The sequence below is a fragment of the Niallia sp. FSL K6-0212 genome, from assembly GCF_038007605.1.
GTDB classification, from domain to species: domain Bacteria; phylum Bacillota; class Bacilli; order Bacillales; family Cytobacillaceae; genus Niallia; species Niallia circulans.
Map to the genome: position 1 here is coordinate 4,329,543 of NZ_JBBOXL010000001.1, position 24,707 is coordinate 4,354,249.

Genomic DNA, 24,707 nt, shown 5'->3' on the forward strand with positions numbered 1-24,707 from the left:
TGCATGAGAAAAGTGGTATTCTTTGAAACTTTAGAAGACTCATGTAAGTATTTACTTTACTACTATACCAGTTGATAGATATAATAGAGATAGTGCAAGTAATTGAAAGGAGAAATGAGAATTGACAATGATTTATACTCTTCTCATCATTTTAGTCGCATTCCTTGTATATTCATTAGTGATGTGGCTGTATCAACGCCGAATTGTTAAAACTGTGAGCCAAGATGAATTCCGTCAAGGCTACAGAAAAGCACAATTAATTGATGTACGTGAACCCAACGAATATGAGGCAGGACATGTACTTGGCGCAAGAAATATTCCACTATCACAGCTAAAGATGAGAAAAAGTGAAATCCGTCCTGATAAACCAGTATACCTATACTGTCAAAATGGGATGAGAAGCGGGAGAGCAGCTCAATTTCTATATCGTAAAGGGTACAAAGATTTAACCCAATTAGAAGGCGGATTTAAAAAGTGGACAGGGAAAATTAAAGCAAAAAAATAATAATGCTCTTATAGGAATTATTATATAGAAGAAAGCTGATGCCAATTTACATGGACATCAGCTTTTTTATTACTTAAATATAAATAGCTTCATAGCACTGACGAATTACTTTGTATAGCGCAGAACAGGTTTTCTCGCTGCTAATGTTTCGTCCAAGCGACCGATTACCGTTGTATGTGGAGCCTCCTGAACGATTTCCGGTGTTTCTTCTGCCTCTTTTGCAATTTGAATCATTGCATCGATAAAGCTGTCTAATGTCTCTTTTGACTCGGTCTCAGTCGGCTCGATCATTATACACTCCTCTACATTAAGCGGGAAATAGATAGTAGGTGGATGATAGCCAAAATCCAGCAGCCTTTTGGCTATATCAAGTGTTCTCACACCTAGTTTCTTCTGCCGTCTTCCGCTTAACACAAATTCATGTTTACAATGACGATCAAATGGCAAATCGTAATGTTCAGCCAATCGACGCATCATGTAGTTTGCATTTAATACAGCATTTTCTGTGACCGCTTTTAAGCCATCTGGCCCCATAGAACGGATATACGTGTAAGCACGGACATTAATCCCAAAATTACCATAGAACGGCTTCACTCTGCCAATCGATTGAGGTCTATTGTAATCTAATACAAATTCTTCCCCTACTTTGGTCAATACTGGCTTTGGCAAGAATGGAATCAAATCAGCTTTCACTCCTACCGGTCCTGAACCCGGTCCACCGCCGCCATGCGGTCCTGTAAATGTCTTATGCAAATTTAGATGAACAACATCAAAACCCATATCTCCAGGTCTTGCTTTAGAAAGAACAGCGTTTAGATTGGCGCCATCATAATATAATTTTCCACCGGCATTATGGACTATTTCCGCCATTTCTAGAATATTTTCTTCGAATAGACCTAAAGTATTAGGATTTGTTAACATTAATGCTGCAGTATCCTCTCCTACTACACGTTTTAAATCAACTAGATCAACAAGTCCATGTTCATTTGATTTAACCGTTATTGTTTCTAAGCCAGCAACGGTTGCCGAAGCAGGATTGGTTCCGTGCGCAGAATCGGGAACAATTACCTTTGTACGATGCATATCTCCATTTGCTTCATGGTATGCTCTAATCAACATTAACCCAGTCCACTCGCCATGTGCACCTGCAGCTGGCTGCAAGGTTACTTCATCCATCCCTGTGATTTCAACAAGATGCTGTTGTAAATCATACATTAACTCAAGAGCCCCTTGTACAGATGACGCTTCTTGGAGCGGATGAATATGGGCATACCCATTGAATCTTGCCACATTTTCATTTATTTTCGGATTATATTTCATCGTACACGAACCTAGTGGGTAAAAACCAGAATCCAAGCCATGATTTCGTTTGGACAATGCAGTATAATGACGCATAATATCTAATTCAGAGACCTCTGGTAATTCTGGATTTTCTTCTCTGATATAATCATTTGGCAGTAATTGTGTAAGATCTACTGCCGGAATATCCATTTCTGGCAAACTATAGCCAATTCTGCCTGGTGTACTGCTTTCAAAGATAAGAGGTTGATTTTGATTAGACATGATAATCCTCCATTTCTGCAACGAATTCATCTATTTCTTCTTTTGTACGCAATTCGGTTACTGCAATGAGCATATGATTTTCTAATTGTTTGAAGTCTCTTCCTAAATCATAGCCACCAATTATACCTTTTTCTAATAATGCTCGGTTTACTGCCGAAATAGAGGAATTACATTTAATAATAAACTCATTAAAGGAAGGTCCTTCATACACTATTTCAAATCCAGCTTCCTTTAATTTGGTTTTAGCATAATGTGCTTTCTGTATATTAGCAATCGCCATTTCTTTCACACCATGTTTTCCAAGTGCAGTCATAGCAACGGAAGCAGCTAATGCATTAAGTGCTTGGTTCGAGCAAATATTAGAAGTTGCCTTGTCACGGCGAATATGTTGTTCTCGCGCCTGCAGTGTTAATACAAAACCTCTTTGACCATTGTCATCTACAGTTTGCCCTACTAAACGCCCAGGCACTTTACGCATTAATTTTGACGTTACAGCAAAATAACCACAGTGTGGACCTCCAAAGCCCATTGGAATTCCAAAAGGCTGCGCATCCCCCACGACAATATCTGCATTAAATTTTCCTGGGGGAGTCAGCGCCCCTAAAGCTAATGGATTACTAGATACAACAAATAATGATTTATGAGCATGAATAATTGCTTCTAAATCCTTAAGCGGCTCTACTCTCCCAAAAAAGTTCGGATATTGGATCATCACAGCTGCAACTGTATCATCTACCATTTCCTCTAATGCTTCTATATCTGTTATTCCCTCATTATGCGGAATCTCGATAACCTCAATATACTGTCCCTTTGCATAGGTTTTCACTACTTCTTTTGCCTCAGGATGGACAGCACTCGAGAGAAGAATTTTCTTCCGTTTCGTCGTACCTGCACTTAACATTCCTGCTTCTGCTAATGCCGTTGCCCCATCGTACATAGAAGAGTTTGCTACGTCCATTCCCGTCAGTTCACATATCATTGTCTGAAATTCGAAAATAGCCTGTAATTCCCCTTGAGAAATTTCTGGTTGATATGGAGTATAGGCTGTATAAAATTCAGATCGTGATAAAACATGATCGACAATAACAGGCGAATAGTGATCATAAACTCCTGCACCTAAAAAAGAAACATTCGCTTTTGCATCAGCATTCTTTTGGGCAAGTTTTGTTAATTCTTTCAATAAAGCTGATTCACTTTTTGCCGGTTTAATCGAATAGTTTCCTTGAAAACGCACTTTTTCTGGTATATCTGAAAATAAATCTTCTACTGAACTTACCCCTATTGCCGCTAACATTTCCTTTTGATCCTGTTCCGTCATCGGTAAATAACGATGCTTCATTCGTTTTTCCCCCAGTCATTAGCCCATTTGATTTATTTGTAGAAAAAAAGATTAAAAATTATTTTCGTTTATAAAAAGGAATTTTAGTTACTTTTGCCTTTAAATACTTTCCTCTAATTTCGACTTCTACTTCTGTATCTATTGCTGCATAATCACTTTGAATTAATGCAAGACCAATGTTTTTCTTTAAGGTTGGTGATTGTGTACCCGTAGTTACTTCTCCAATACATAATCCGTTTGCATATACCTTATAGCCATGTCTTGGTATTCCTCTATCTACCATTTCGATACCGGCTAACTTTCTAATCGGTCCTTCTTCTTTTTGCTTCATTAAAGCTTCTTTTCCAATAAAGTCTGCTTCTTTATTTACTTTAACCGCAAATCCAATCCCGGCTTCCAATGGAGAGATATCAGCGGTTAATTCTTGCCCATACAAGGCAAGTGCTGCTTCAAAGCGCAAAGTATCCCTTGCCCCTAATCCACACGGAAGTACGCCTAACGGCTCTCCTGCTGTCAATATTTCACTCCATAAGTCAATAGCATCTTCACTTTTACAATAAATTTCAAATCCATCTTCACCTGTGTAGCCAGTACGGGATAAAAGAACTTCTTTACCTGCTACATTCACCTTGTTCTGAAAGTGAAAATATTTTATTGAAGCATAATCAATAGAAGGGTTTATTTTTCTTAGCACTTCTTCTGCCAATGGACCTTGCAGTGCTAATTGAGCAAAATCTTGAGATAAATTCGTTAAGAGTACATCCCCACTTGCATGCTTTTGTAACCATTCGAAATCCTTTTCGATATTGGATGCATTTACAACTAATAAATAGTGATGCTCTGCTAGCTTATATGTTAATAAATCATCTACAGTCCCACCATTTTCATAGCACATTGCTGAATATTGAGCAGCACCAATATTGATTTTTCCAATATCATTTGTAAGCATTTTTTGCAGAAATGCTAAACTATCGTTCCCTTTAACTTCGATTTCCCCCATATGGGAAACATCAAATAAGCCTGCTTTTGTACGAACTGCCTCGTGCTCCTGTTTTATGCCAGAAAATTGTACAGGTAAATCCCAGCCTCCGAAATCGATTGTCTTTCCGCCATACTGTTTATACACTTCGTATAACGGTGTTTGCTTTAATAAAGTCAATGAACAGCACTCCATTCCCCTATGTATTAGACATTCTCATTTATTGCATATCATAAAATGGCAGCAAAAAAAGACAGAAACCCCCCTTTTAAAAAAGTAAGGGCTCTGTCCTTGCACCTGAAAGTTTACCGATAATGTCGGCTGTCCCCTTTGGTGGCTTACACATTTACTTGTAAGCACTCTCCAGAGCTGCGTCCAAATAGAGTTCTTTTGCCTGAGAGATTCACAAATAATATTGCTTGCTCCTTCGGCGCTACAAACGTAGTCTCTCCCCTATTTCTCATCCGCGATTCATAAAATTTTCTCCATTGGTCATACTAAATACTACCAGAAATAATGTTTGTTTATGTAATTAGCAAAATACGATTAATATTTATTTTTTCTCATTTAATGTTCATATTTTGTCCCAATATAAATAAATTGTGACAAAATTAAAAACTTTTTTACCCTTTTATCCTAACATCCGAATGAAAAGGTGGCAATAAGTTTTTATGTTTACTAGCTTTCTTTTTTTATTTCTCATATACATAACATTTTAGCTTTACCAGAGGAAACATTAGAAAGGATGAATAAACGATGACACTCCAAATCAATTTTGATGATTCGTGGAATGATCAGCTATTAAAGCGAATTTCAGATGATGGTCCATGGGCCAATTGGGAACTATATAAGCTAGCAGTAGAAGTGGAACAACATAATATCATACCAGAATTCGAAGGTCTCCAAGCCCCTAAATACCTATCAGACCTTTCTCCATTGCCTCACCAGCTGGAGGTTGCGAAAAAAGTAATAGAAGATATGAATGGAAAAGCTATTTTGGCAGATGAAGTAGGTCTTGGAAAAACGATTGAAGCAGGATTGATACTAAAAGAATACATGATTCGTGGTTTAGTAAAAAAGGTGCTGATTTTAGTTCCTGCCTCTCTTGTCACACAATGGGCTTATGAGTTAAATAGTAAATTTTATATTCCCGCAATGGTTCAGCGCAAAAGTTATGTTTGGGAGCAATGCGACATTGTCGTGTCTTCTATTGATACAGCAAAAAGACAGCCGCATCGTGATATTATAAACAATCTGGACTATGATTTGGTGATTATTGACGAGGCGCATAAACTCAAAAATAATAAAACAAAAAACTATGAGTTTGTCCAAAATTTAAAAAAGAAATTTTGTTTGCTATTAACAGCTACTCCTATCCAAAATAGAATTAGCGAAATTTTTAATTTAGTATCTTTATTAAAGCCAGGTCATCTAGGAAGCGAATCATCTTTCTATGAAAAATATAAAAAAGATGCTCGCTCCATTGATGATGATGAAAATCTAAAAGCATTGGTCAATAAAGTCATGATCAGAAACAGACGCCATGATACAGGGATTGAATGGACCAAACGAATTGTTGAAGCCGTTCCTATTGAATTTACAAAAGAAGAAAGAGCATTGTATGAAGGACTGGCAGATTTAAAAACTGAAACCAATCTTTCTAGCAACATCGAAAATCCCCGCAGTCCTTTTTCAATGATTACATTACAAAGAGAGGCGTGTTCCAGCAGAGAAGCAGTGTATTATACACTGCAAAACATGGTGAAGAAAGTGGAAAATCCAACACCACAATTCCAACAAAGAATACAAGAACTGGTAAAAAAAGTAGAAGCGGTTCAGCAAAATTCAAAAGCAAACAAGGCACTAGAGCTTATTAAGAAAATTAATGATAAAGTAATCATCTTTACCGAATATAGGGCTACACAACTTTATTTACAATGGTTTTTGAAGCAGCACGGTATTACATCTGTTCCATTTCGCGGTGGATTTAAACGCGGCAAAAAGGATTGGATGCGAGATCTCTTCCAGAATCATGCACAAGTATTAATTGCCACAGAGGCCGGCGGCGAAGGAATCAACCTCCAATTTTGTCATCATATTATAAACTTTGATTTACCATGGAATCCAATGAGATTGGAGCAAAGAATTGGCCGGATTCATCGGCTTGGTCAAAAAGAAGATGTGAAGATTTATAATTTTGCCGTAAAAGACACAGTGGAAGATCATATTTTAAAATTACTTTATGAAAAAATCCATCTTTTTGAAAAAGTTATTGGCGAGCTAGATGATATTTTGACGAAATTGGATTTTGGCAATATGGATGATTATATGATTGATATTTTCTCCCACTCTAAATCAGAAGGAGAAATGAAAATAAAAATGGATAATTTAACAAGCATGATTGAATTCGCACAAAGTATGAAGGAGGATGAGCCATATGAAGCAACAGGAAATTCATCAATTTCTTGAACGATTTTTTGTCGCAAATGATTGTGAGATAGTGGAGAATAAACCTGGTTATCTAACTGTCCAATTAACAATTGAAATGGACAAGGAGTTAATGAATCGACCTTTTTATTGGCATTATCTTGAAAAGACTGGCGGCGTTCCGAATCCTGCCAGTCTAACCCTCATTACTGATCCAAAGCTGGCACCAGAGGATTTGAAGGGTGAACTGATCCACTTTGGGTCTCCCCGTCTTCATCAACTTTTTGCTTCTGCAAAAAATTTATCAAAGTATATTCGTTTATATGAAAATAAGATAGCATATGGAAAGCAGCAAACCCCTTTACAACCATGGCTTGCTCTTAATGTGAAAATTTCCTATCAATGTGACAGAAAACGAGACGTATTTCAATCGATTGGACTGCAGCTCATCAATGGCCAAATAGCAACAGATTTCCAGGCAAAAGTGGAGAAAATGAACCTTTCTGCCAAAATTCCTGATTATGCATTTACGCTCTCTCCCTTAATCATGCCGAAAAGTGGGATAACAAGAATTGAGAATATGATAAAACAATCTTTATTATCAGAAGAGCATTTATGGGCAGAAGAAGCGAAGCAAAGGTGGAAAAAGGATTTAGAATTGCTAGAGCATTTTTATGAGGATATGGAAGAAGAACAAGAAACTTTGGAAACGGAAAGGTTAGCCCTGCAGGAACAATATGAGCCAAAGATTAATATTTCGATTATTAATGGCGGGCTCTTCTATTTGGCTTCAGAAGCTGTTTCGTAAAGATCAGCTTTATTAAAAAAGGAGTAAATTGCTGTCATAAGCAGCATCTACTCCTTTCCAAACCTATCTCTTTACATTTCTACGCTTGAAACTGAATAAAATTAAATAAGGTAAAATCCCAAACCACCTCAGCATGAAAGGTTCTTTCAGTCCTTTTCTTTCCGCTCTTAATTTTTTTCTTTCTTCTTTGGGCTGATCCATGTACTGGACAAATGTTTGGGTTAAATACTTCACATAATCATTGGTATTCATCTAATCACCTACTCTAGCATTTGTACTAGGATAGCCCTATCGTTTGTTTTTTATTCATTCAACCCATTTCGTCATTTTATTCTGCTCTATATCAAAGTAACTTATCGCATAAATCGGCTTTATCCCATCTTGCATCTTTAATTGATAATCGATTTTAAAAGTAGTACGCGAATTTTTTTCAATTGTATAAAAGACATTACCATGTAAAAAATTCTTTGTACCTGAAAGGTCAGGATTCTCTTTTGTTGAAAGGTCTAGCTCGATTTCTTTTAAGGAAGACAAAAAATAATATTCTTGAATATTGCTATTTTTGACTCCTGAATCTATCCCCTTCTTATTTACATAAATTCCATATAGTATAAATAAAAAATGGATAAAAAGGATATATACACATAAAGATAATGGGTAAATAAATCCTTTATTGTTCTTAATCAATTCCCATCACTCCAAAAAGGTAAGATAAGATCTTATACTAGTCTCTTTTGCCATACCAAATCGGTCTACTACCTTAACCCGAAATCCGTTCTTCTGCATAATAAATTCTACCTTGTTAATGGCTTGTAATGCTACCTCATGCCCTGTTGAATCTACTCGCCTTCTAACACTGCTTCCATATTTTTCATAAGTAACAACCCTGCCATCCACATAGAGTACCAATTTATTGTTTGAAACAGAAATTCCTTGTGACATTTTTGTTTCTTTTTTTAATTCAAGAATGAACACTTCCCACTCCATTTCTTGTAATTCTTTTTCCGAAAACTGCTTGTCAAGCATAAGTCGCAAAGGAGTTAACAGGAGAGTAAGAATAATCGTGAAAATAAAAAAGGAAAGAAGCATTTCTGCCAACACATAGCCCTTATTATTATTATTATTATGAAGTATTAATTTGTTCATTCTTTCCACACTTCACAGATTTTTTTGTTTTTCTGAAATACATCCTTATATTGCAAACAGACAATACTATCTTTTTCCCAGACAATCGAGTAGCTTGTTCCTTCTTTTTCAATCGTCGTATTCCCTCTCTCCACTTCCTCTAATTTAAGCTCTATTAAATGGTTATAAAACAATTCATTTACTAGCCTGCTATCCGCGGAATCTTCTAGCTGTTTTAACACATGGATATAAACCGGCATCCATGTTAGCGCTATTAACAGCCATATCGTAAAGGACAATAAATAATCCGGCAGCATAAAGCCTTTACAATTTAGTCGCATAAAATCGTCCTTTCCCTATTAAAACGGTTAATTTATAGGGTTGTTTACCAATTCTAAATTCATATGTGCCAAATTTCGAAAAATTACCATTCGAATTAATGTTAAAAGAAAGTGTCGCGTTAGTAGAAAATATAACATCATCTGCATAATAACGTTCCACAATATTCCCAGTATCAGCATCAGCACGCATGTAGTAATAATGTAAAGTTGGATATATCCTCACTTGAATGGGGATTTGATTTTCTAGCGCAAACGCTTGGGCATAATAAAGATCACCTTCCAATTGCGCTAAGAAGTGAGTTTCTTTAAGAGAAGTTTGTTGGGAAGTAACAAGGAATATGGATAGAGAGGAAAGAACAACTAGTAAAGACATGGCAACAAGCATTTCCATTAACGTAAAGCCTCTTTGATTATTTATCATGGATTTTCTGAACCTGATGTCGTAATTACTCCATTTTTAATATTTAACTCCTTGCCATTGGGACATTTTTTTTGGTCTGCTGTTATATAATTTTCCTCTTCTAGTTTAGCAAGATTCTCTGGATATGCTTTATGTTCTATATAGTAAGATTGAACCTCTGCTTGTACCATCTTTGTTAATGCTTCACACCCAGTATTATTGATTTTGGAATTATGCTTGGTTATATTGGGAATGGTGATAATTAATAATATGGAAATAACTACCAAAACAATCATCATTTCAATTAGGGTAAATCCTTGCTCATTCTTCATTTTTTTTCTCCTTTCAAAAGCCGTCCAGTAATTGAAACATTGGCATTAACACAGATAAATAAATAGAAATTATTAGAATTCCAACAGCTGTATACAATGTAGGTTGAAGGACTTTTAATGTTTTTTGTAAATTTTCTTCTATTTGTGTTAAGCAATAGTTACCGAAATAATAGAATTCCTGATCAAGCTTTCCATTTTCCTGGCCGTGCTGAATAATTTGTAATAGCTCTTTTTCCAAAAAATCAAAGGAAGCAAAAGCTTGTTCAAGTCGCACTCCTTTTTTTAACTGTGAAATAGTGATTTCGCCTATTTTGGAATATAGTTTTTGCTCCTTATTTTCAAGAAAAAATTGCATACACTCATAAATCGAAAAACCACTTGATAATAAATAACTTAACTGTACGGATAGTAGATAGGAAAAATAACGTCTAACAAATATCCCAATCATCGGAATACTCGCTAGTACATTTATTTGGTTAATAACATCTAATTTTCGAAAAGAAAAATAATAGTAGAGAAGCGCGGAAATAAAACATAGGGATAAGAAAACAAGAAGAAATGGAATAATGTGACCAATAAATTGGAGAAACAGGAGAAAGAAATTCTTGTTAATATTCATCGTTAAAAAGATAGAATTAAACTTCGGGATGAGGATACTTTGAACAAAGAAAAATAAAACGAAGGTAAAACACAAAAGAAAAAGAGGATAAGTAAGGATTTTTTTTAATTTTTTTATCGTATCTTGCTTATTCTGAATCATTCTACTTGCATCTTGAAAAGCACTAGCAAATCCGCCATGCTTTTCAGCAAAGTAAACAAAACTTATCACTTGATAATCAAAATTGAATCTTACTAGATTCTCAAAAAACGACTCTCCTCCTTTTAAAGAACCGTAACACGCATTAATATCTTCCAATCGACGATCAGGCATATAGTAACGAGAAGACTGGACTGCCTCTGCCATCGAATAACCTCTATCCAGCAGCTCACCAATACACTTTAAAAATTTCGCTTGTTCTATATTAGACCATGCATGATTATTCTTCATCATAAATCCACCGTTCATATTCTCCTTTCTTTATATAACCTAGCGCTATCCCTTTGGAAATAATATCTCCTAGTGATTTATAGTTCGCTCTCTGATATTCTCTTCGGTTATAGAGAATATCAGAAATCATCCTGCCTGTTATCATTTCAAACACGGTTGATCGTTTTAAGCGGTTATCTAAACGGTAACAGTTAGGAGAACAATCTTGATCACAAAATGGACACACCATTTCAACTAGTCTTTGAGCAGTAATAGCAATTAAGGTTTGTTCAATTTCAGTCTCCTTAATACCAAATTCTAGCAGTCGATGAATCGCACCTTTCGCATCCCTCGTATGCATGGTGCTCAATACTAAATGTTTAGATATTATAATAGACACATGCATTTTAAATACCTTCTAAATAGCACCACCTATCTGTTTCAACACATTTAAAATTAACTTTTAAACTAGCTTCCCTTTTGAAATGTAAAGTTGATGATTTATATGAATTGAAATATGATGCAAAGGAGTCAAAAAAATACTGAAATTAACATTACGTTTGGAGGTTAAAAAGTGCAAAACAAAATAGAAATAACTCTTCCAGAAGATGTATTAAGAAAATTGGTTAGTGAAGAAGTTTCTCGAATCTTAAAGGAAAAGGAGGAAGTTGGAACCATTTGGGATATGCAAAGATTGTGTAAAGAATGGTCACGATCTGATGAATGGATTAAAAACAATTTCCTTTATGAAATGGTTGATCAACAAATAGCCATTAAAGAAGGTAACAAGTGGATGTTTAGAGCGAAAGAAGCAAAAGCATTTATCAATGATTGGTTTATGAATAGGACTAAACGAAAAGCCTTTTGAGGATGGTGAAAAGCAATACATGCAAAAATTAAATGTATCATTAACTATTCAAATTCCTGATGATATGGTTTTAATCAAAAAAGTGGAATACGAAGAAATGAAATATAATGAACTAAAAGGTGTTTATTGGAACATGAAAGACTTGGAGCAAAAGACCACTCGAAAAAGTGAGTGGATTAAAGAAAATATTTTGTATCCAAGTCAATTCCGAAAAATTCTGGATGCTGAAAATGGCGGTTTTGTTTTTTATCCAAAAGTTAAAGGGCAAACCTGGGTTTTCCAAGCTTCCAAAATGACTAAGTTCCTTGATGTAAACTTTACAGCTATATTCACGAAATAATTCTGTGTAGCATTTTGTCTACTTTTGTCGAAATTATAGTATCTTATAATCACTAACTATAAGATATCATTAGATAAACAAAAGTAGGGGGAATAACTTTGGTAGAGACAAAAAAGAAAAAGAGTATTTTTAAGAAATGGTGGTTTTATGTAGGGATTATCGCTGTATTAGCTTTAATCGGAGCAATTCAGGATTTAGCTGATAACGGAAAGATTGATTCACCTAAAGAAAATGCAGAAGTAAAAAAAGATAATCCAAAAGAAGAAAAAGTTGATTCTAAAACTAAGGAAGTAGCGACAACGCCGAAGATAGAGAAAAAAGAAGAACCGAAAAATGATGAAACAGAACAAGAAATAAAGAACTACAAAAAAATATATGACGAGAAAATTAAACCTTTTATGACTGAATACGATAAGATTTGGAACGAAAATTGGAAACCAGCAATGAGCAAAATATCTAATGATCCAAATAAGTTTAAGGAAATAAAAGGTGAAATGGATAAAGTTCAAGAAGGATATGACAATCTAAACCTAAAAATTATCGACTGGAAAGCAAAAGGTTTAAATGACGATAATAATAAACAACTAGAAGAATATAGGGAGAACTTTTCACAAGCAGTTTCTTACAGAAGTAATGCTGCTCGTGCAATCAATCAAGCGATAGATGGTGTAGCAGACTTAGAATCAAGATTTGAAGAAGCAAAAAAATCCATTGAATTATCCGATAAATATGTACTTAATGCAGCAGTTACTCTTACAAAATTAGAAAATAAACTTGGATTAATAAAGAAAGAAGAAAAATAAAAAAACAGCCCTTCTCAAACGAGTTGGGCTATTATTATGCTGTGCATTTAATGTAGCGTCTGTCCACGCTTCTTATTAATTTATTTTTTACCATTCATCCATAATTTCTCTCATTACTTGCTTTGATTCTTCATAGAACCAAAACCTTTTTCCTTTTGCTTTGCGTCTCTCTAGTAACCTCATTCTAGAATCATGAAGAAACTCATTTTCTAAAAATGTTTTACTCATACAAGTTCGCTTAGACATTTGATCTAAATCCCAAGTAAACAAAGCTTCTTTTAATTGTTCTTCTAACTTTTGGTTAATATAAGAACGTATCTCAGCTTGGTTAACATTCACTTGAACATCAATAACATTCAGTTTATATCCCCCCTTCTAACTTCAAAATATAACATTAAGAAGCTAAGTAATCTTCTTGATAATCCCTATCATTATATACGAATATACGTTCGAAAACAATGTTGAAACCGAACAATCGTTCTTATATAATTATCCTATCGAAAAGGAGATGGGGATATGTTAAAAGACCGGGGTACGAAAAAATGGGTAGCAATGATGCTGCCTGAACATGTAGCAGCTGTGAAAAATGAAATTAATAATCAAGATAAGATTGAACAACCTGTTTTAGATGAAAATAAATTAAACGATATAGACTTACTAATACATGAAGCAATGGAATATAATCAGCTTCTTAAATTTAGCCTTTATAACAACGGTTATATAGATACTTTGATTGGCCGTACTGTTTACATAGATTATTTAAACAACCAGCTGCGTATACAAGACGAAAAAGATTATATACATTACGTATCATTTAGAAAATTAGTTGATGTAGAAAGAGCATAAATGGAGTAGAAATAATGAGTAGATTATCTGAGGAAGAAAGAGACATTTTTGAAAATGCTATATATTTACCGATGCTTCTTACTGTACTTGATCGTGATTATAAAGTAGCTGAGACTGCACCGTTTAAACTTAAGCAAGTCTACTTAAACTTAATCGTACACACGATGAAGAAAGTTCAAAAGGACATGCGAGAGAATAAAACGACAATGTATAAACGTAAGTGGAAACTAACAAAAGGCGATAACGATGGTTATTTTACCGAGTACAATTTCTATTTCAATGGTTACCATGAAGTGCATAGATATTTTAATGATAATCTAAGAAACAACACGGAAAAGCTACTTAATCAATATTTTTTACATCGTCATTGATCTGCAGGAAGTTATTTAAGAACGTTTCAATTAGAATTTTTAAATCTGAGGCGTCTTTCGCGGATTCATACTGTTCTTTTAATTGGAGTAATAAATCATAATCGGTCATTTTATCCCTCCTTTCTATAGGAGGCTTCTTTATTTTAAGCAGATATTCCTTCCAGTTCACAAAATGGACAAAACACTAAATTATATAATATTTTTCATTCTAAAAAAAAAATAAAAATAAAAGAATTTAAGTTAAAGGAAGAGAAAATACCATATTAAGTAAATAAAATGGTGAAAAATGTATAATTATCAAACTTTACAATTAATACCAATCAGATCTAAACTAACAACAAATTCGAAATAGGAGTGTTAGTAATGAGAAAGTCTAGCAAAAAAATCTTTATAATCTTAATAGCCTTCATAGTGTCCTTAAATCTATTAACCCCGTTCAAAGCAAGTGCTGCTGGATCTGCCGGATTGTATAAACAATATTTTGCAGGAAAATATAAAATCGATATAACAAATATACATAAAGGATGGGCTGGGCCATGGCCAGAAACTCAAAAAATAAACCATGTTAATATTCATATATATAAGAAGGATTCTAGAGGGAAGTTTTCCATTCATAAAGCTAATTATCATATTTCTGCAAAAACATCTGGAACAAAGGTATGTTACTATATCCATGATACTGTGAAAAAGAAAAGTTGGAAAAATTGTAAATCAGGATATAGTAAAGCTTCTGCTCAATCCGAAATGCAACAAAAATTAATAAAAGATATGAAAGGCGTTACTGCGGGGGAAATTGCAAAAACAGTTGCTGTTGCTGCTGGCGTTGTTATAATAGTGTGGGCATTTTGGCCAGTTAGCGCTATAGGTCTTGCAGCGGTATAATAATCATGAGGTGATAAATTTGACAAGTTTTTATAATTATATATTAAATTTAAGTAATACAGAAGATGACGAAGATGAATACCAAAGAAAACATATTCAAAATCGAAAAGATTGGAATAATATTACTAATTACTTTTTATCAATCGGTTCTATTATCCAATTTAAATATTGGAAAGATGACATTTTAAAAACTAATCAAGGTTACCCATCCTCTGGATACGGAATAGATATATTAACAACTTTAAATCACGAGAGTTTTATCGATAAAGAAGATGGTCTCAATATCATTTCTGTTAGGATTTGTGATAAGGTACTAGACTTATTTAATAAAAGTTACAACAAAGATATAGAAACTATTACTCCTTTTTTTCATTTTGTAATTTTAGATAAATCAAATGTACCAATATATACTTCACAAGATTTTGGTGATAACGTTCTTTTTTATTTAACAGAAAAGGACAAAAACAAACTTATAAACTACGTGAATTTATTTGATGAGATAATACTATTGCAAGATTGATTAGGAATTTACTGGTTGCCCTTCTCTATAGAGAAGGGCATTTATGTGAGGTATTCATGCCGTACAACTTATATAGATCTGCATTACTTTATGCGGATTTTTTGTTTTGGATAGATTAAATTAGGGTTTTTAATACTAGGATTTAACTTTTGAATTGCTGCTACTGATGTTTTATATTTCTTAGCAATCTTAGTAAGGTTTTCATTATTCTTTACAATGTGATAATCTGGCTTAGTTGCTTTAGCAGTAGTTTCTGAAGGATTAATCCAGCTACCTGGCACCCCTTTTTTAGTTGTGACATTAATCATGCCTTGGGATTCATTAAAGACATAGTACTTGCCTTTTGGTACGGTTGTCTTTTTGTCCTTCTTCGACTTAGCATCAGCTGCGGTAGCATAACCATTATGTTGTTTAGTTACTTGATAAGTTTTTACATTATCTTTTGCAGAAGAAGTTGTTTTCTTTGGCTTTTCCACTTTCTCTTCTGGAAGGTCTCTAAGAAATAATTCCTTCTCTTTCGCTCTTCTTTTAACCAATCCGTTTAATACTTTATTTCCTGATTTTATCCATACATCAAACTGATCAGCTGCTTCTTCATATTTCCCTTGATTTAGTAATTCAAGCAAAGTACTTCTTTGTAATGCACCTTCACCACAATTATAAGTAAATGATACAAGCGCATCAAATTGATTTTGATTAAGTGGTACTTTTACATTTTCGTTTACTGCCTTCTCAAACCGTGCAACATCTGATTTTAGATATGCATCTGCTTGCGCTTGTGTAATTTTCATATTTTGTTTTACATCAGGACCATAGTGGCCATAACCGATTGTCCAATATTTTTCCGTTTGAACTGCTTTATATGCAGTTAGACGTACACCTTCAAACGACTTAATTAAAGATAAGCCAGTATTAGATAATTTCATTTTTACCCCTCCCAATTAATATTTTTCGTCCATAATGTCGGGATCTTCTTCAGCCTTAAAGACTAGCGATAAAATCAATAACCATTGTTTCAACATACAATCACCTCAATAAAAAAGAGCAACCTATTGGTCACTCTTTGTACTTCCATCTCTTTTAGCTACAAGTTCATATAATCCAGTTGCTCCAAGTCCTGCAAATGCTCCACTCCACAGACGTAAAGGCAAATCTAAGTCGGTAAACGGTGCGGCAACAATACTAACGACAATACCAATGATTAAAGCAATCAATGGTAAGTAATTCTTTTTGATATTTACAGTTTGTTTAGCAAGCTCCACTAATGCAGCTACGATTGGTGATAAGATAGTTGCAAATAATAATACTATTTCCATTTCTAACACTCCTTATTGTGTAAATAATTTTTCGATTAACAAATAAAGAAGCCCTCCGCTTCCTGCGAGGACTCCTGCTACTTTCCATATTTGCTGTTGGGTAAAGTTTTTACGATCATTTGCTGATTGGCGAGAAAAAGTATCATTTTCCAATACGTGATCAATTAATTTTTGAGTCATTTCTTGTTGCTTACCTGATTCTTTTAATACCGTGTTTTCCGTTACTGTTAATTGATTACGAATTTCAGTATTTAACTTTTCTTGTTCCACCCTGTACTTTTCAAGTTCCTGCAACCTTTCTTCGTGATTTTCAACTTTCTTTTCCAATGTCAAACCCTCCTGCGCTGGCATTTTCCCATCCCCCTTTTCTCTCTGTAATCAAGTGGGCTCACCTCCTTAAAGGTAATAAAAAAGAACTCTCCTTTGTGGAAGAATCCTTTAATCAATCTATAATTCTATTAGAAAGTTTCTTAAAAACGATAGGGAATCATGATTTAGATCCCAATATCCTTTTTGTGCTCCTAAGCCTAAACTACTAACTATTTTCGGCATTGAAGCTAAAAACACTTGACACTTTGCTTTAGGAAGATTTCTTGGCATTTCATCAACGTTGTCTTCAAGTAACTCAAAAAAACTGTTAACACTGGTCATTATAGGATTTTCTTGTTGAGTTCTAAGACATAAATCTTCCAACATCGTACCACCATCCTCATCCCCAGGCATTATATAAACACCTACTTTTAACGATGAAGATTCACTGTATGTTCCTGGATCGTTTGGGTAAGGTAGCCCTAAATTTCTTAGTATATGACAAACGCTTTGAAAAGCCGCATTTAAATCTCCATCAGAATCTCGAATTATTACCATAGATTCAACAAGATCATCAAAACCTGTACGGTTTTTTAGAGCTAAGAGTTCGGATTTTAATCTTTCTATCCCTCCTAATTCAACTATTTGAACATCATCAAGCATACTAACAAGTTCCTGATTTTTCTTGAATAGAGCATTGAAAAATAGTGTTTCATCCTTGCCCTCGACTAGTAAGAGCTTAGATTTTGTGATTTCCCCATCTTCTTCAATAACTTGTCTTCTGTTTCCTGGTAATAATGGCATCATCGAACCTCCCATCCACGATCAATAGCAGACTCAAGGACTTCATAATCAAAGTTTTTAGGTATAATTTTATCTCCATCTTTTGCTCGTTCAACTCTTATATATCTAAATTTCCCTTTACAATCTTCAACTATGCCGTCTAAACAAGAGTTTAAGCATTCATAACTGTGCGTTGTGGCAAATATTTGACAATTATATTCCAAAGCAGCAGTACTTATAATCTCCCAAATCTTTGGTAAGGTAGAATAATGAATTCCATTTTCAATTTCATCAATTAATAACACACCATTCGGCATAGAAACTATCCTTAGTATGATTGATAGCAACCTAGAAATTCCATCTCCCATATATGAAATAGGAACTTTTTTACCTAAACCAATATTAGCATATAGCATTGTTGTACCATTGGGTAAAGCAACAGTTGAAATATCAATAAGTCTAGGTTCGATAATCTGCAAACATTTGATAATAATACCAGTCTGTCCTTTAATGTCTAATTCACCATAAATAACTGCATTTTCATGTGGATTTGAATGTGATTTTGAGGCCAAAAAAGATGCTCTTATTCCATGCGTACTAGCATTTTCAGCATTTAATTGTATTCCATTATTATCAAGTATCAGCTTAACTTCTTGTCTTTTATGGGTACTACCTGCATATTCTAAGGACAGATAATTAGGAATAACAGGACTCTCATCTGTTCTTATATGCCCATAATTATTAGATGACTGGATTGAAATATTCTTATCTTCCTTAAAACTCACTTTCATTGAATCTACTAAGCTTTTCTCGTTTCTAACCTCAATAAAAATTTCTTTATTAAGATCAAAATTATTAAATATCGGAGCAAATAAAGTTTCTGGTGTTAAAGATAACTCACTAATACCTCTCCAATTATATTGTCTTAATAACATGTTAGGATTTAATCTATCGTAAAACATAAACAACGCTTCCAATATAGACGTTTTACCTGCATTGTTTTTCCCTCCAAAAAGATTAATCATAGACAAGTCTTTTAAATTAATTTCATTTAACCCTTTAAAATCTTTTATATCCACTGATTTAATCATTATTTTATCGCCCCTGTATTTTTATGGTTAAACACCAGCTATTTACAAGAATTAGTATACAAGAAATTAGGACATTTGGAAAATTTTTTTAATATCTTTAATAGCATTAATTTCTCCTAAATGATAAAACCAATCATTATAATCATCCCTCTTTTCAGCATTATTCATTTTTTCTTGTGCTTTCTTTAATAGATCATCTATCTTATTTTCTAATTCTTCTCTCATTATCTCGCTCCTTCTAGTAAAAATGAATCAATTACTCATTGTGGCACCATACAATAGGTATCCTACTCTTTATTATCAGTTGTTTGTTCTTCCTCATTTAATTCCTCTACAATAGGTACAACAGATTTAACATCAATTCTCGATAAGATAATCTCACCGAGCATTATAGTGTTTATCTCGTTTTTATTAAGTTGTTCATTGATTGTGGAGGGATTATATTCATCTACCTCTGCAACATAATCGGCACCACTATGAGTGGTTATTTTTAATTTAAACATTAATATTCCCCTCCTCCGCGTGATTGGATAAAAAATTGTGTATAAAGTTGAGCGTTAATTCTACCAAGATTATCTGGAGTGATAAGGATTGTATGCCATCCACGATTCACTTTACCGCCACTCTTAGATAAATAAGGAATTAAGTCAATGTCATCTCCATTTAAAGCAGTTATAGGAACGGTATTACCATCAACAGTTATTTTCACTTTTGACGGTAATTGCTCAAGTTTAAAAATACCAAACTCGATATCGTGAGTATGGTTCGGTAGAGTAATTTCATGTGTATGGTTTGGTATCGTTACGTTATGGCTATGATTCGGTGTGCTAAACTCATGACTATGTGCTGGAATAGAAACAGAATGGGTATGATTTGGTGTACTAAATTCATGTGAATGTGAAGGCACTGAAACACTATGAGTATGATTTCCACTAGAGCCTCTAGTATATAAATTATTTGCAATCGTTCCTCCTAGAACAACCCTTGCTGTAGCTCCTCCAGTTGAAGATGCATTAGCGAAAAATTCTTTGTCCATTGATTCTTCATGTTCTACTGCACTTCCACCTTCAAACATTAAATGATAATGGTCTCCCCCAGCTGCACTTGTTTGAGTAGTCCCTCCACCTGATTCTGTTGATTTGCTTGTACCCCCACCACTTGATGAAGTTTGAGTTGTGCTTCCTCCACTTTCTGTCGATTTGGAAACTCCTCCACCTGAAGATGAAGTAGCAGTTGTTCCTCCACCGCTACTAGTTGATTTAACTACAGCACCGCCACCTTTTATTGCCCTTTCATATGCTCTAAATTTATCAGTCTTGTAGGATAAAATTGCTTTATTAAGCCTAACTATCTCGTCAGGAAAATAGACAAGGATTTCAGCTGGATTTTCACTGTCTGCATTATCGTTGTAAGAGTAGTTTGATATATTAGTAGCACCTTGTGCATACAACTCATTTATCTGCTGTCTACGCTCTAAATCTGTTTGGGTAGTACCTAAGTCATCGTCCAGATCTCCAAGCGTAAGGGATACATTCCAAGGTTCACCTGTTACATCTGGTTTACTTTCTTTCTTGATTCTTAAATCGGTAACAGGGAAGTCATCCACATTGATTCTTACTACTTTCCCCATACGGAATTTATCTTTTTCTAATCCTGTTATTCGAGATAATTCAGCAGCAGTAACATTCCATGTAACTTTTGGTTTCTTCCACTCTTTTAGCAGTCCTTTAGCACTTGCCATAAGGCTGTTGGGGTCTTCGAAACGAGTGTCCGCCCAAATATATTCTTTTACGAATCCAAGCTGTTTTATAGATTCTGTGTCCTCTACGTAAGGGATTCCATTATTAACACTTTTGATGGTTAATTGGTTATCTCCTTCACCATATCCGAGTGGATAAATCCTGTTGTAAATCCCCATCGGATTTTCCGTTACTTCCAATCCAATTAAGTTATATCGCTCTCTAATTTCACAGGTAGGCTCTGTTTCGACTTCCACAAGATTTAGTGTCCAAGGGTATGATTGAGTATCCCATGTCCATTGGTAATCAACATCAAATGGCTGCGGAATGCTAAAAATACATGATAATAAATTTTCATTTTCCCACTTATATGAAAATCTTCGAGTAAATGCTACTGTTCCAAGCTTCCAATGTTTAATGGTTTGCTGATCTATTAGCATTTGCAAATTCTCTCGTGTGGTTAAATTGACCGTTTGTTTATATCCAAACATAGATTTATCCAACAACGTTGCTAACACATGCTCTAGTTGATATGTAACCTCTTTTGCGGATTCATTCTTTAGTGTTTTCTTTGGAATGATACGGAATAAACCTATATATTCATCTTCATCCACAATCTCTATATAATGCAATGAATTACAATATGCATTTTTAGGATCATTTAAAGGCAAAGAAAAAGACGCTCCCCATAATTCGTTGAACGTCTTTTCGTAACTTATTCCATATGCATTTTCTAATATAGCTTGGTCTACAAAACTTTGATTTTTAACTGTTAACATGGGTACCTCCTTTCAAAAGAAAAAGAACTCTTCGTTATAGAAGAATTCTTTATATACCATCGTCGTATGATTGGCTTAATAAATTTAAGCCACTTTTATTGTTTTGTTCTTTATCTTATTTCCTTTATCTTTTATTGTTTGTAAAATTTTATCAGCTAAGTACGAAACAATCATTGATATCGGAATTACAAACAATAATGCAGTAAGTATAAATATAAATGAATTAAGAGATAATCCTAATTGTGTATAAATCTTCATGAAAATTGTTAAAAACAATGCATGAGAAAGATAAATACCATAAGATAAATTGGAAAACTTCAATAATAACTTATTGAAAGTTACATTGTATTTTTTTATACATATAATCATACACACAAAAGAAATAGACAATAATATTATACTTGGTCTCATTGATGTTGTTGCTTGAGCTTTCCCTACACTATCAATAAGTAAATAAGATTCTATGAAGACTCCCAAAAAAATCACTATTGTAGAAATAATGATTGTTTTACTATAGTTCTTTAATACGCTCATTTTTATATCAAATTTATTCGCGAACCATACTCCAATTCCAAAATAACAAATCCAATTAAAAATATTTAGTTTACTTTCTAATAATATTATTCCGAATAACTCGTCTGACATTTGGCTTAACAATGTTAGTACTAATAAAATAACAACACCTACAACCGACTGGCATAATTTTAATATCAGAGGATATATGATATAACATAATATAATTAACGGCACATAATATAAATGATAATATCCTGAACCAAATATCATGTTTTTTATAAGAGTACTTATACTTAATGAATCAGAAGTTAGGACAAAGTAAATTACTGTCCATCCAATATAAAGTGTAATTATTTTAGAGATTCTCTTTTTTAAAAATGAAAAATAACCATTTTCCAACTGATTTCTTTTTGAGATTGACAAACCCAATCCAGATAGTAAAAAAAACGTCGGTACAGCAAATCTAGAAATTTGATTAAAAAATAACGATAAAAACTCTAACGAACTTCCGCTAGTAGTATAATCCAAAGAAGTCGAAGTTACATGGATTAAAACAACACCAATAATCGCCAGTCCTCTTAATATATCTAATTCATTATAATGATTTCTCATTAAATATATCCTCCCAACAAATTCGTCAATAAGAGTAGTATACTAGATTATTAGACGAATTTGTTATAAAGTGGGATTTTTTTTAATTTGCAACAATTTTGTAAGAAAAATTTGTTTGTGCACTTGGAGCTGAAGCCCAATTAACTGTGAAGCCAGAAGTAGTTTTATTAGTTATCCACATTCCACCTGAATTCCATTCAGGTGAACAAATTACTCCATAATTACTATTCGCTTGTACATCTTTTCCTGTTAATGCAACATTGTAAGACAAACCTCCTGAAACTGGTATTCTCTTCTCAGAAGTTATTTTATCTATATACACCAATGAATTGTTTTTTACTAACGCTATTCCTTTTTCTGTCTTTATTCTATCGTTTTCGTTTTGATTGCTTAATTGAACAGTTGATTCATTTACAAGCAGATCCCATGTATCAATCCTAATCTTTAAATCTGAATTTGGTTTATAAATTCCCACAATTCCATTAGTTTCTACATCTGTTGCTCTAATAGTAGTTAAAATTGAAGTATCTAAAGTTGATTGTTTATAGTAAAATCTTCCACGTAGATCCCCACCAAACATTAACTTAGGATTGGTTAAATTAATATTTTTTACCGAACCATTATCTACAATTGCTGCACCATCACTTTCATGTATAAGGATATCGGGATTTATTATATTTAGTGTATCAATTTTTGAGTTATCTATTGTCAGGAACCTTCTAATATTTCCTAAGTGTCCAGGAATATCAAAATTCCCATTATCAATGGTAATTGTCCCGCAAATCATATCCTTAATAATAAATGCTTCTTCATACTCGGTTGGCATGTATTCATCAAACTCTAGATTTAAATTACGGAAAATTATATTATTTGCATAACCAAACCCATATCCTTCAGATAAGCGCCTATTTACTAATGTAATAGCACTAGTTGAAAAACCTTGCACATTTTCAACTATTATGTTATCTAAACGTTTTTCACTACTTGCATATAGAGCGACCGGCCGATGTGTTATTTCTTCTTTTTCTATTCCTTCATCAACATCAAACCATTTTTTCTTCCTAGGAAATATATTACGAATAATAACGTCTTTTATATCATCTGTCGGAAAGAATATACTCCCAGCGTATAATGCAACTAAATCATCAGATGAATAACCACTTATATTTTCAATGATCCCATTTGTAGAAGACATTCCAGTCAATCCATCTCCGTTGTATCCAAACTTCGACTCAGGACATTGGTCAAATTCTATATTATAAAAATGGAAATCTTTGCAGATTATATGAGCGATTCCCCAACCTGCAACCTCCTTAATTTTTATATCATGTACTTTTAAACCTTCTACATTCCAAAAGAAAAGACCTCTGTGCATATCTTGTGGTTGGGTTGTACCTTGTCCCCAAATTGTACCACCGTATATTTCAATATTTTTAGCTCCTTGTTCTGCTTTTAATATATGTTTACCTTCCCATTTATTTGGGTTAATCCCTTCATTTGTTTGATAAGAAGCAAACATAATAGTCGCGTTTTTACCTAATTCATATGTGCTATCATCATAAAGAATTAGAGAATTACTTGTTAGGTAAATTCCATCTGGAATGAATATTTTTCGCCCTCTATACATACTAAAAATATCATTTAATCTTTGTGTTGTATCTGTGATACCATCTGCAATAGCTGGAGGTAACGAGGATAGAATAGGTAAAAACAAAACATTTATTTCTTCACTTTCCATCTTCAACTGAGTTGTTTCCACATTTGTACTAACGTGATTATATTCTGTAATAAATCTTTCCTGCGGACCATCATTGTATATAGTTCCATCAGCACCTACAGATAATTGACCAGCAAGTGGACTTGAATCGCCTTCCAATATCGCTTGAGATAATTCAGATTGTGTACGTTCAGCAATTCCTTTAGCTTCATTTGAAACATTTATAGCGTTATTCGATATATTTACCGCTGTTCCAGATTTCTTTAAAGCTTCATTTGCATTATCAATGCTTTGATTAAGTTTTGGGAAGGATTGCCTAAGTGTATCTTGTGGGTTTAATTTTGGAGCATCCATTTATATACCTCCTTA

At 33.7% G+C, this 24,707-nt stretch carries 33 protein-coding genes and 2 riboswitches; of the genes, 10 read left to right on the forward strand and 23 right to left on the reverse strand.

Annotated features, from left to right (window positions below):
• Positions 1–127: 127 nt before the first annotated feature.
• The gene (locus MHH96_RS20795) at positions 128–505 is read left to right on the forward strand and encodes a rhodanese-like domain-containing protein (RefSeq protein WP_047941360.1); all 378 of its coding nucleotides are present in this window, start codon (positions 128–130) and stop codon (positions 503–505) included.
• A 105-nt stretch (positions 506–610) separates the two neighbouring features.
• Here the strand turns inward: MHH96_RS20795 and gcvPB are convergent, their stop codons facing one another.
• The 3 genes from gcvPB to gcvT are packed head-to-tail and all read right to left on the reverse strand — an operon-like array spanning position 611 to position 4,566.
• Positions 611–2,068, reverse strand: coding sequence for an aminomethyl-transferring glycine dehydrogenase subunit GcvPB (gene gcvPB / locus MHH96_RS20800; RefSeq protein ID WP_047941169.1), 1,458 nt, complete (start codon positions 2,066–2,068; stop codon positions 611–613).
• The gene (gene gcvPA / locus MHH96_RS20805; RefSeq protein WP_047941170.1) at positions 2,061–3,407 is read right to left on the reverse strand and encodes an aminomethyl-transferring glycine dehydrogenase subunit GcvPA; all 1,347 of its coding nucleotides are present in this window, start codon (positions 3,405–3,407) and stop codon (positions 2,061–2,063) included. Before gcvPA ends, gcvPB begins: the two co-directional genes overlap by 8 nt.
• 58 nt (positions 3,408–3,465) lie before the next feature.
• Complete coding sequence (gene gcvT / locus MHH96_RS20810; RefSeq protein ID WP_341117917.1) at positions 3,466–4,566, reverse strand: glycine cleavage system aminomethyltransferase GcvT; 1,101 nt, start codon at positions 4,564–4,566, stop codon at positions 3,466–3,468.
• A gap of 102 nt (positions 4,567–4,668) precedes the next feature.
• Positions 4,669–4,756: riboswitch (glycine riboswitch) on the reverse strand.
• A 2-nt stretch (positions 4,757–4,758) separates the two neighbouring features.
• A riboswitch (glycine riboswitch) is annotated at positions 4,759–4,850 on the reverse strand.
• 292 nt (positions 4,851–5,142) lie between these two features.
• Here gcvT and MHH96_RS20815 point away from each other — a divergent pair.
• Entirely contained in the window at positions 5,143–6,855 is a 1,713-nt protein-coding gene (locus MHH96_RS20815; RefSeq protein WP_047941172.1) for a DEAD/DEAH box helicase, read from the forward strand.
• Positions 6,824–7,621: a YqhG family protein gene (locus MHH96_RS20820; protein ID WP_047941173.1), complete on the forward strand. Its 798-nt coding sequence runs from the start codon at positions 6,824–6,826 to the stop codon at positions 7,619–7,621. The genes MHH96_RS20815 and MHH96_RS20820 overlap by 32 nt, the downstream gene beginning before the upstream one ends.
• A 63-nt stretch (positions 7,622–7,684) precedes the next feature.
• Here the strand turns inward: MHH96_RS20820 and MHH96_RS20825 are convergent, their stop codons facing one another.
• From MHH96_RS20825 to MHH96_RS20860, 8 genes are read right to left on the reverse strand one after another with little or no spacing between them, the layout of a single operon-like run.
• The gene (locus tag MHH96_RS20825) at positions 7,685–7,873 is read right to left on the reverse strand and encodes a YqzE family protein (protein ID WP_047941175.1); all 189 of its coding nucleotides are present in this window, start codon (positions 7,871–7,873) and stop codon (positions 7,685–7,687) included.
• 54 nt (positions 7,874–7,927) lie between these two features.
• On the reverse strand, positions 7,928–8,308 hold the full coding sequence (gene comGG / locus MHH96_RS20830) for a competence type IV pilus minor pilin ComGG (RefSeq protein ID WP_047941176.1): 381 nt from the start codon (positions 8,306–8,308) through the stop codon (positions 7,928–7,930).
• Between the two features lie 6 nt (positions 8,309–8,314).
• Positions 8,315–8,767 (reverse strand): competence type IV pilus minor pilin ComGF, encoded by a 453-nt coding sequence (comGF, locus tag MHH96_RS20835; protein ID WP_341117920.1) that lies wholly within the window; start codon positions 8,765–8,767, stop codon positions 8,315–8,317.
• Positions 8,764–9,087 (reverse strand): hypothetical protein, encoded by a 324-nt coding sequence (locus tag MHH96_RS20840; protein ID WP_047941177.1) that lies wholly within the window; start codon positions 9,085–9,087, stop codon positions 8,764–8,766. Before MHH96_RS20840 ends, comGF begins: the two co-directional genes overlap by 4 nt.
• The gene (gene comGD, locus MHH96_RS20845) at positions 9,071–9,508 is read right to left on the reverse strand and encodes a competence type IV pilus minor pilin ComGD (RefSeq protein WP_082138260.1); all 438 of its coding nucleotides are present in this window, start codon (positions 9,506–9,508) and stop codon (positions 9,071–9,073) included. The genes MHH96_RS20840 and comGD overlap by 17 nt, the downstream gene beginning before the upstream one ends.
• Positions 9,505–9,819, reverse strand: coding sequence for a competence type IV pilus major pilin ComGC (comGC, locus tag MHH96_RS20850; protein ID WP_047941179.1), 315 nt, complete (start codon positions 9,817–9,819; stop codon positions 9,505–9,507). The genes comGD and comGC overlap by 4 nt, the downstream gene beginning before the upstream one ends.
• Before the next feature lie 13 nt (positions 9,820–9,832).
• Positions 9,833–10,870, reverse strand: a complete 1,038-nt coding sequence (gene comGB / locus MHH96_RS20855) for a competence type IV pilus assembly protein ComGB (RefSeq protein WP_341117921.1) — start codon at positions 10,868–10,870, stop codon at positions 9,833–9,835.
• A complete protein-coding gene (locus tag MHH96_RS20860) occupies positions 10,857–11,252 on the reverse strand; it encodes an ATPase, T2SS/T4P/T4SS family (RefSeq protein ID WP_341117922.1) in 396 nt (131 codons plus the stop codon). Before MHH96_RS20860 ends, comGB begins: the two co-directional genes overlap by 14 nt.
• Before the next feature lie 168 nt (positions 11,253–11,420).
• On the opposite strand from MHH96_RS20860, the gene MHH96_RS20865 reads away from it, so the two are divergent.
• The 3 genes from MHH96_RS20865 to MHH96_RS20875 all read left to right on the forward strand — a co-directional run bounded on the left by MHH96_RS20865 (position 11,421) and on the right by MHH96_RS20875 (position 12,857).
• Entirely contained in the window at positions 11,421–11,714 is a 294-nt protein-coding gene (locus tag MHH96_RS20865; RefSeq protein WP_341117924.1) for a DUF771 domain-containing protein, read from the forward strand.
• Between the two features lie 19 nt (positions 11,715–11,733).
• The gene (locus MHH96_RS20870) at positions 11,734–12,054 is read left to right on the forward strand and encodes a DUF771 domain-containing protein (protein ID WP_341117926.1); all 321 of its coding nucleotides are present in this window, start codon (positions 11,734–11,736) and stop codon (positions 12,052–12,054) included.
• A gap of 98 nt (positions 12,055–12,152) precedes the next feature.
• Positions 12,153–12,857: a ribonuclease gene (locus MHH96_RS20875; protein WP_341117927.1), complete on the forward strand. Its 705-nt coding sequence runs from the start codon at positions 12,153–12,155 to the stop codon at positions 12,855–12,857.
• Between the two features lie 87 nt (positions 12,858–12,944).
• Here MHH96_RS20875 and MHH96_RS20880 read toward each other — a convergent pair whose 3' ends face one another.
• Positions 12,945–13,196, reverse strand: a complete 252-nt coding sequence (locus tag MHH96_RS20880) for a hypothetical protein (RefSeq protein ID WP_341117928.1) — start codon at positions 13,194–13,196, stop codon at positions 12,945–12,947.
• A gap of 177 nt (positions 13,197–13,373) precedes the next feature.
• Between MHH96_RS20880 and MHH96_RS20885 the strand changes: the two genes are divergently transcribed.
• Positions 13,374–13,703 carry a YolD-like family protein gene (locus MHH96_RS20885; RefSeq protein ID WP_341117929.1) on the forward strand — a complete coding sequence of 110 codons (330 nt, stop codon included), beginning with the start codon at positions 13,374–13,376 and terminating at the stop codon, positions 13,701–13,703.
• Positions 13,704–13,717: 14 nt separating this feature from the next.
• Positions 13,718–14,074, forward strand: coding sequence for a hypothetical protein (locus MHH96_RS20890; protein WP_341117930.1), 357 nt, complete (start codon positions 13,718–13,720; stop codon positions 14,072–14,074).
• Here the strand turns inward: MHH96_RS20890 and MHH96_RS20895 are convergent.
• Complete coding sequence (locus tag MHH96_RS20895) at positions 14,046–14,183, reverse strand: hypothetical protein (protein ID WP_341117931.1); 138 nt, start codon at positions 14,181–14,183, stop codon at positions 14,046–14,048. The genes MHH96_RS20890 and MHH96_RS20895 overlap by 29 nt on opposite strands.
• 254 nt (positions 14,184–14,437) lie before the next feature.
• Between MHH96_RS20895 and MHH96_RS20900 the strand changes: the two genes are divergently transcribed.
• Positions 14,438–14,956: a hypothetical protein gene (locus MHH96_RS20900; protein WP_341117932.1), complete on the forward strand. Its 519-nt coding sequence runs from the start codon at positions 14,438–14,440 to the stop codon at positions 14,954–14,956.
• 19 nt (positions 14,957–14,975) lie between these two features.
• Positions 14,976–15,476, forward strand: a complete 501-nt coding sequence (locus tag MHH96_RS20905) for a hypothetical protein (RefSeq protein WP_341117933.1) — start codon at positions 14,976–14,978, stop codon at positions 15,474–15,476.
• A gap of 83 nt (positions 15,477–15,559) precedes the next feature.
• On the opposite strand, the gene MHH96_RS20910 is transcribed toward MHH96_RS20905, so the two are convergent.
• The 10 genes from MHH96_RS20910 to MHH96_RS20955 all read right to left on the reverse strand — a co-directional run bounded on the left by MHH96_RS20910 (position 15,560) and on the right by MHH96_RS20955 (position 24,692).
• Positions 15,560–16,402 (reverse strand): glycoside hydrolase family protein, encoded by an 843-nt coding sequence (locus MHH96_RS20910; protein WP_341117934.1) that lies wholly within the window; start codon positions 16,400–16,402, stop codon positions 15,560–15,562.
• Between the two features lie 123 nt (positions 16,403–16,525).
• Positions 16,526–16,792 (reverse strand): holin, encoded by a 267-nt coding sequence (locus MHH96_RS20915; protein WP_341117935.1) that lies wholly within the window; start codon positions 16,790–16,792, stop codon positions 16,526–16,528.
• A 12-nt stretch (positions 16,793–16,804) separates the two neighbouring features.
• Entirely contained in the window at positions 16,805–17,119 is a 315-nt protein-coding gene (locus MHH96_RS20920; RefSeq protein WP_341117936.1) for a hypothetical protein, read from the reverse strand.
• 120 nt (positions 17,120–17,239) lie between these two features.
• Entirely contained in the window at positions 17,240–17,908 is a 669-nt protein-coding gene (locus MHH96_RS20925) for a DUF3226 domain-containing protein (protein ID WP_341117937.1), read from the reverse strand.
• On the reverse strand, positions 17,905–18,975 hold the full coding sequence (locus MHH96_RS20930) for an AAA family ATPase (RefSeq protein ID WP_341117938.1): 1,071 nt from the start codon (positions 18,973–18,975) through the stop codon (positions 17,905–17,907). Before MHH96_RS20930 ends, MHH96_RS20925 begins: the two co-directional genes overlap by 4 nt.
• 66 nt (positions 18,976–19,041) lie before the next feature.
• A complete protein-coding gene (locus MHH96_RS20935) occupies positions 19,042–19,200 on the reverse strand; it encodes a hypothetical protein (protein WP_341117939.1) in 159 nt (52 codons plus the stop codon).
• Between the two features lie 62 nt (positions 19,201–19,262).
• Entirely contained in the window at positions 19,263–19,478 is a 216-nt protein-coding gene (locus MHH96_RS20940; protein ID WP_341117940.1) for a hypothetical protein, read from the reverse strand.
• Positions 19,478–21,493, reverse strand: coding sequence for a phage tail spike protein (locus MHH96_RS20945; protein ID WP_341117941.1), 2,016 nt, complete (start codon positions 21,491–21,493; stop codon positions 19,478–19,480). The genes MHH96_RS20940 and MHH96_RS20945 overlap by 1 nt, the downstream gene beginning before the upstream one ends.
• An 84-nt stretch (positions 21,494–21,577) precedes the next feature.
• Positions 21,578–22,621, reverse strand: coding sequence for an acyltransferase (locus MHH96_RS20950; protein ID WP_341117942.1), 1,044 nt, complete (start codon positions 22,619–22,621; stop codon positions 21,578–21,580).
• An 82-nt stretch (positions 22,622–22,703) separates the two neighbouring features.
• Positions 22,704–24,692 carry a hypothetical protein gene (locus MHH96_RS20955; protein WP_341117944.1) on the reverse strand — a complete coding sequence of 663 codons (1,989 nt, stop codon included), beginning with the start codon at positions 24,690–24,692 and terminating at the stop codon, positions 22,704–22,706.
• Positions 24,693–24,707: the final 15 nt, after the last annotated feature.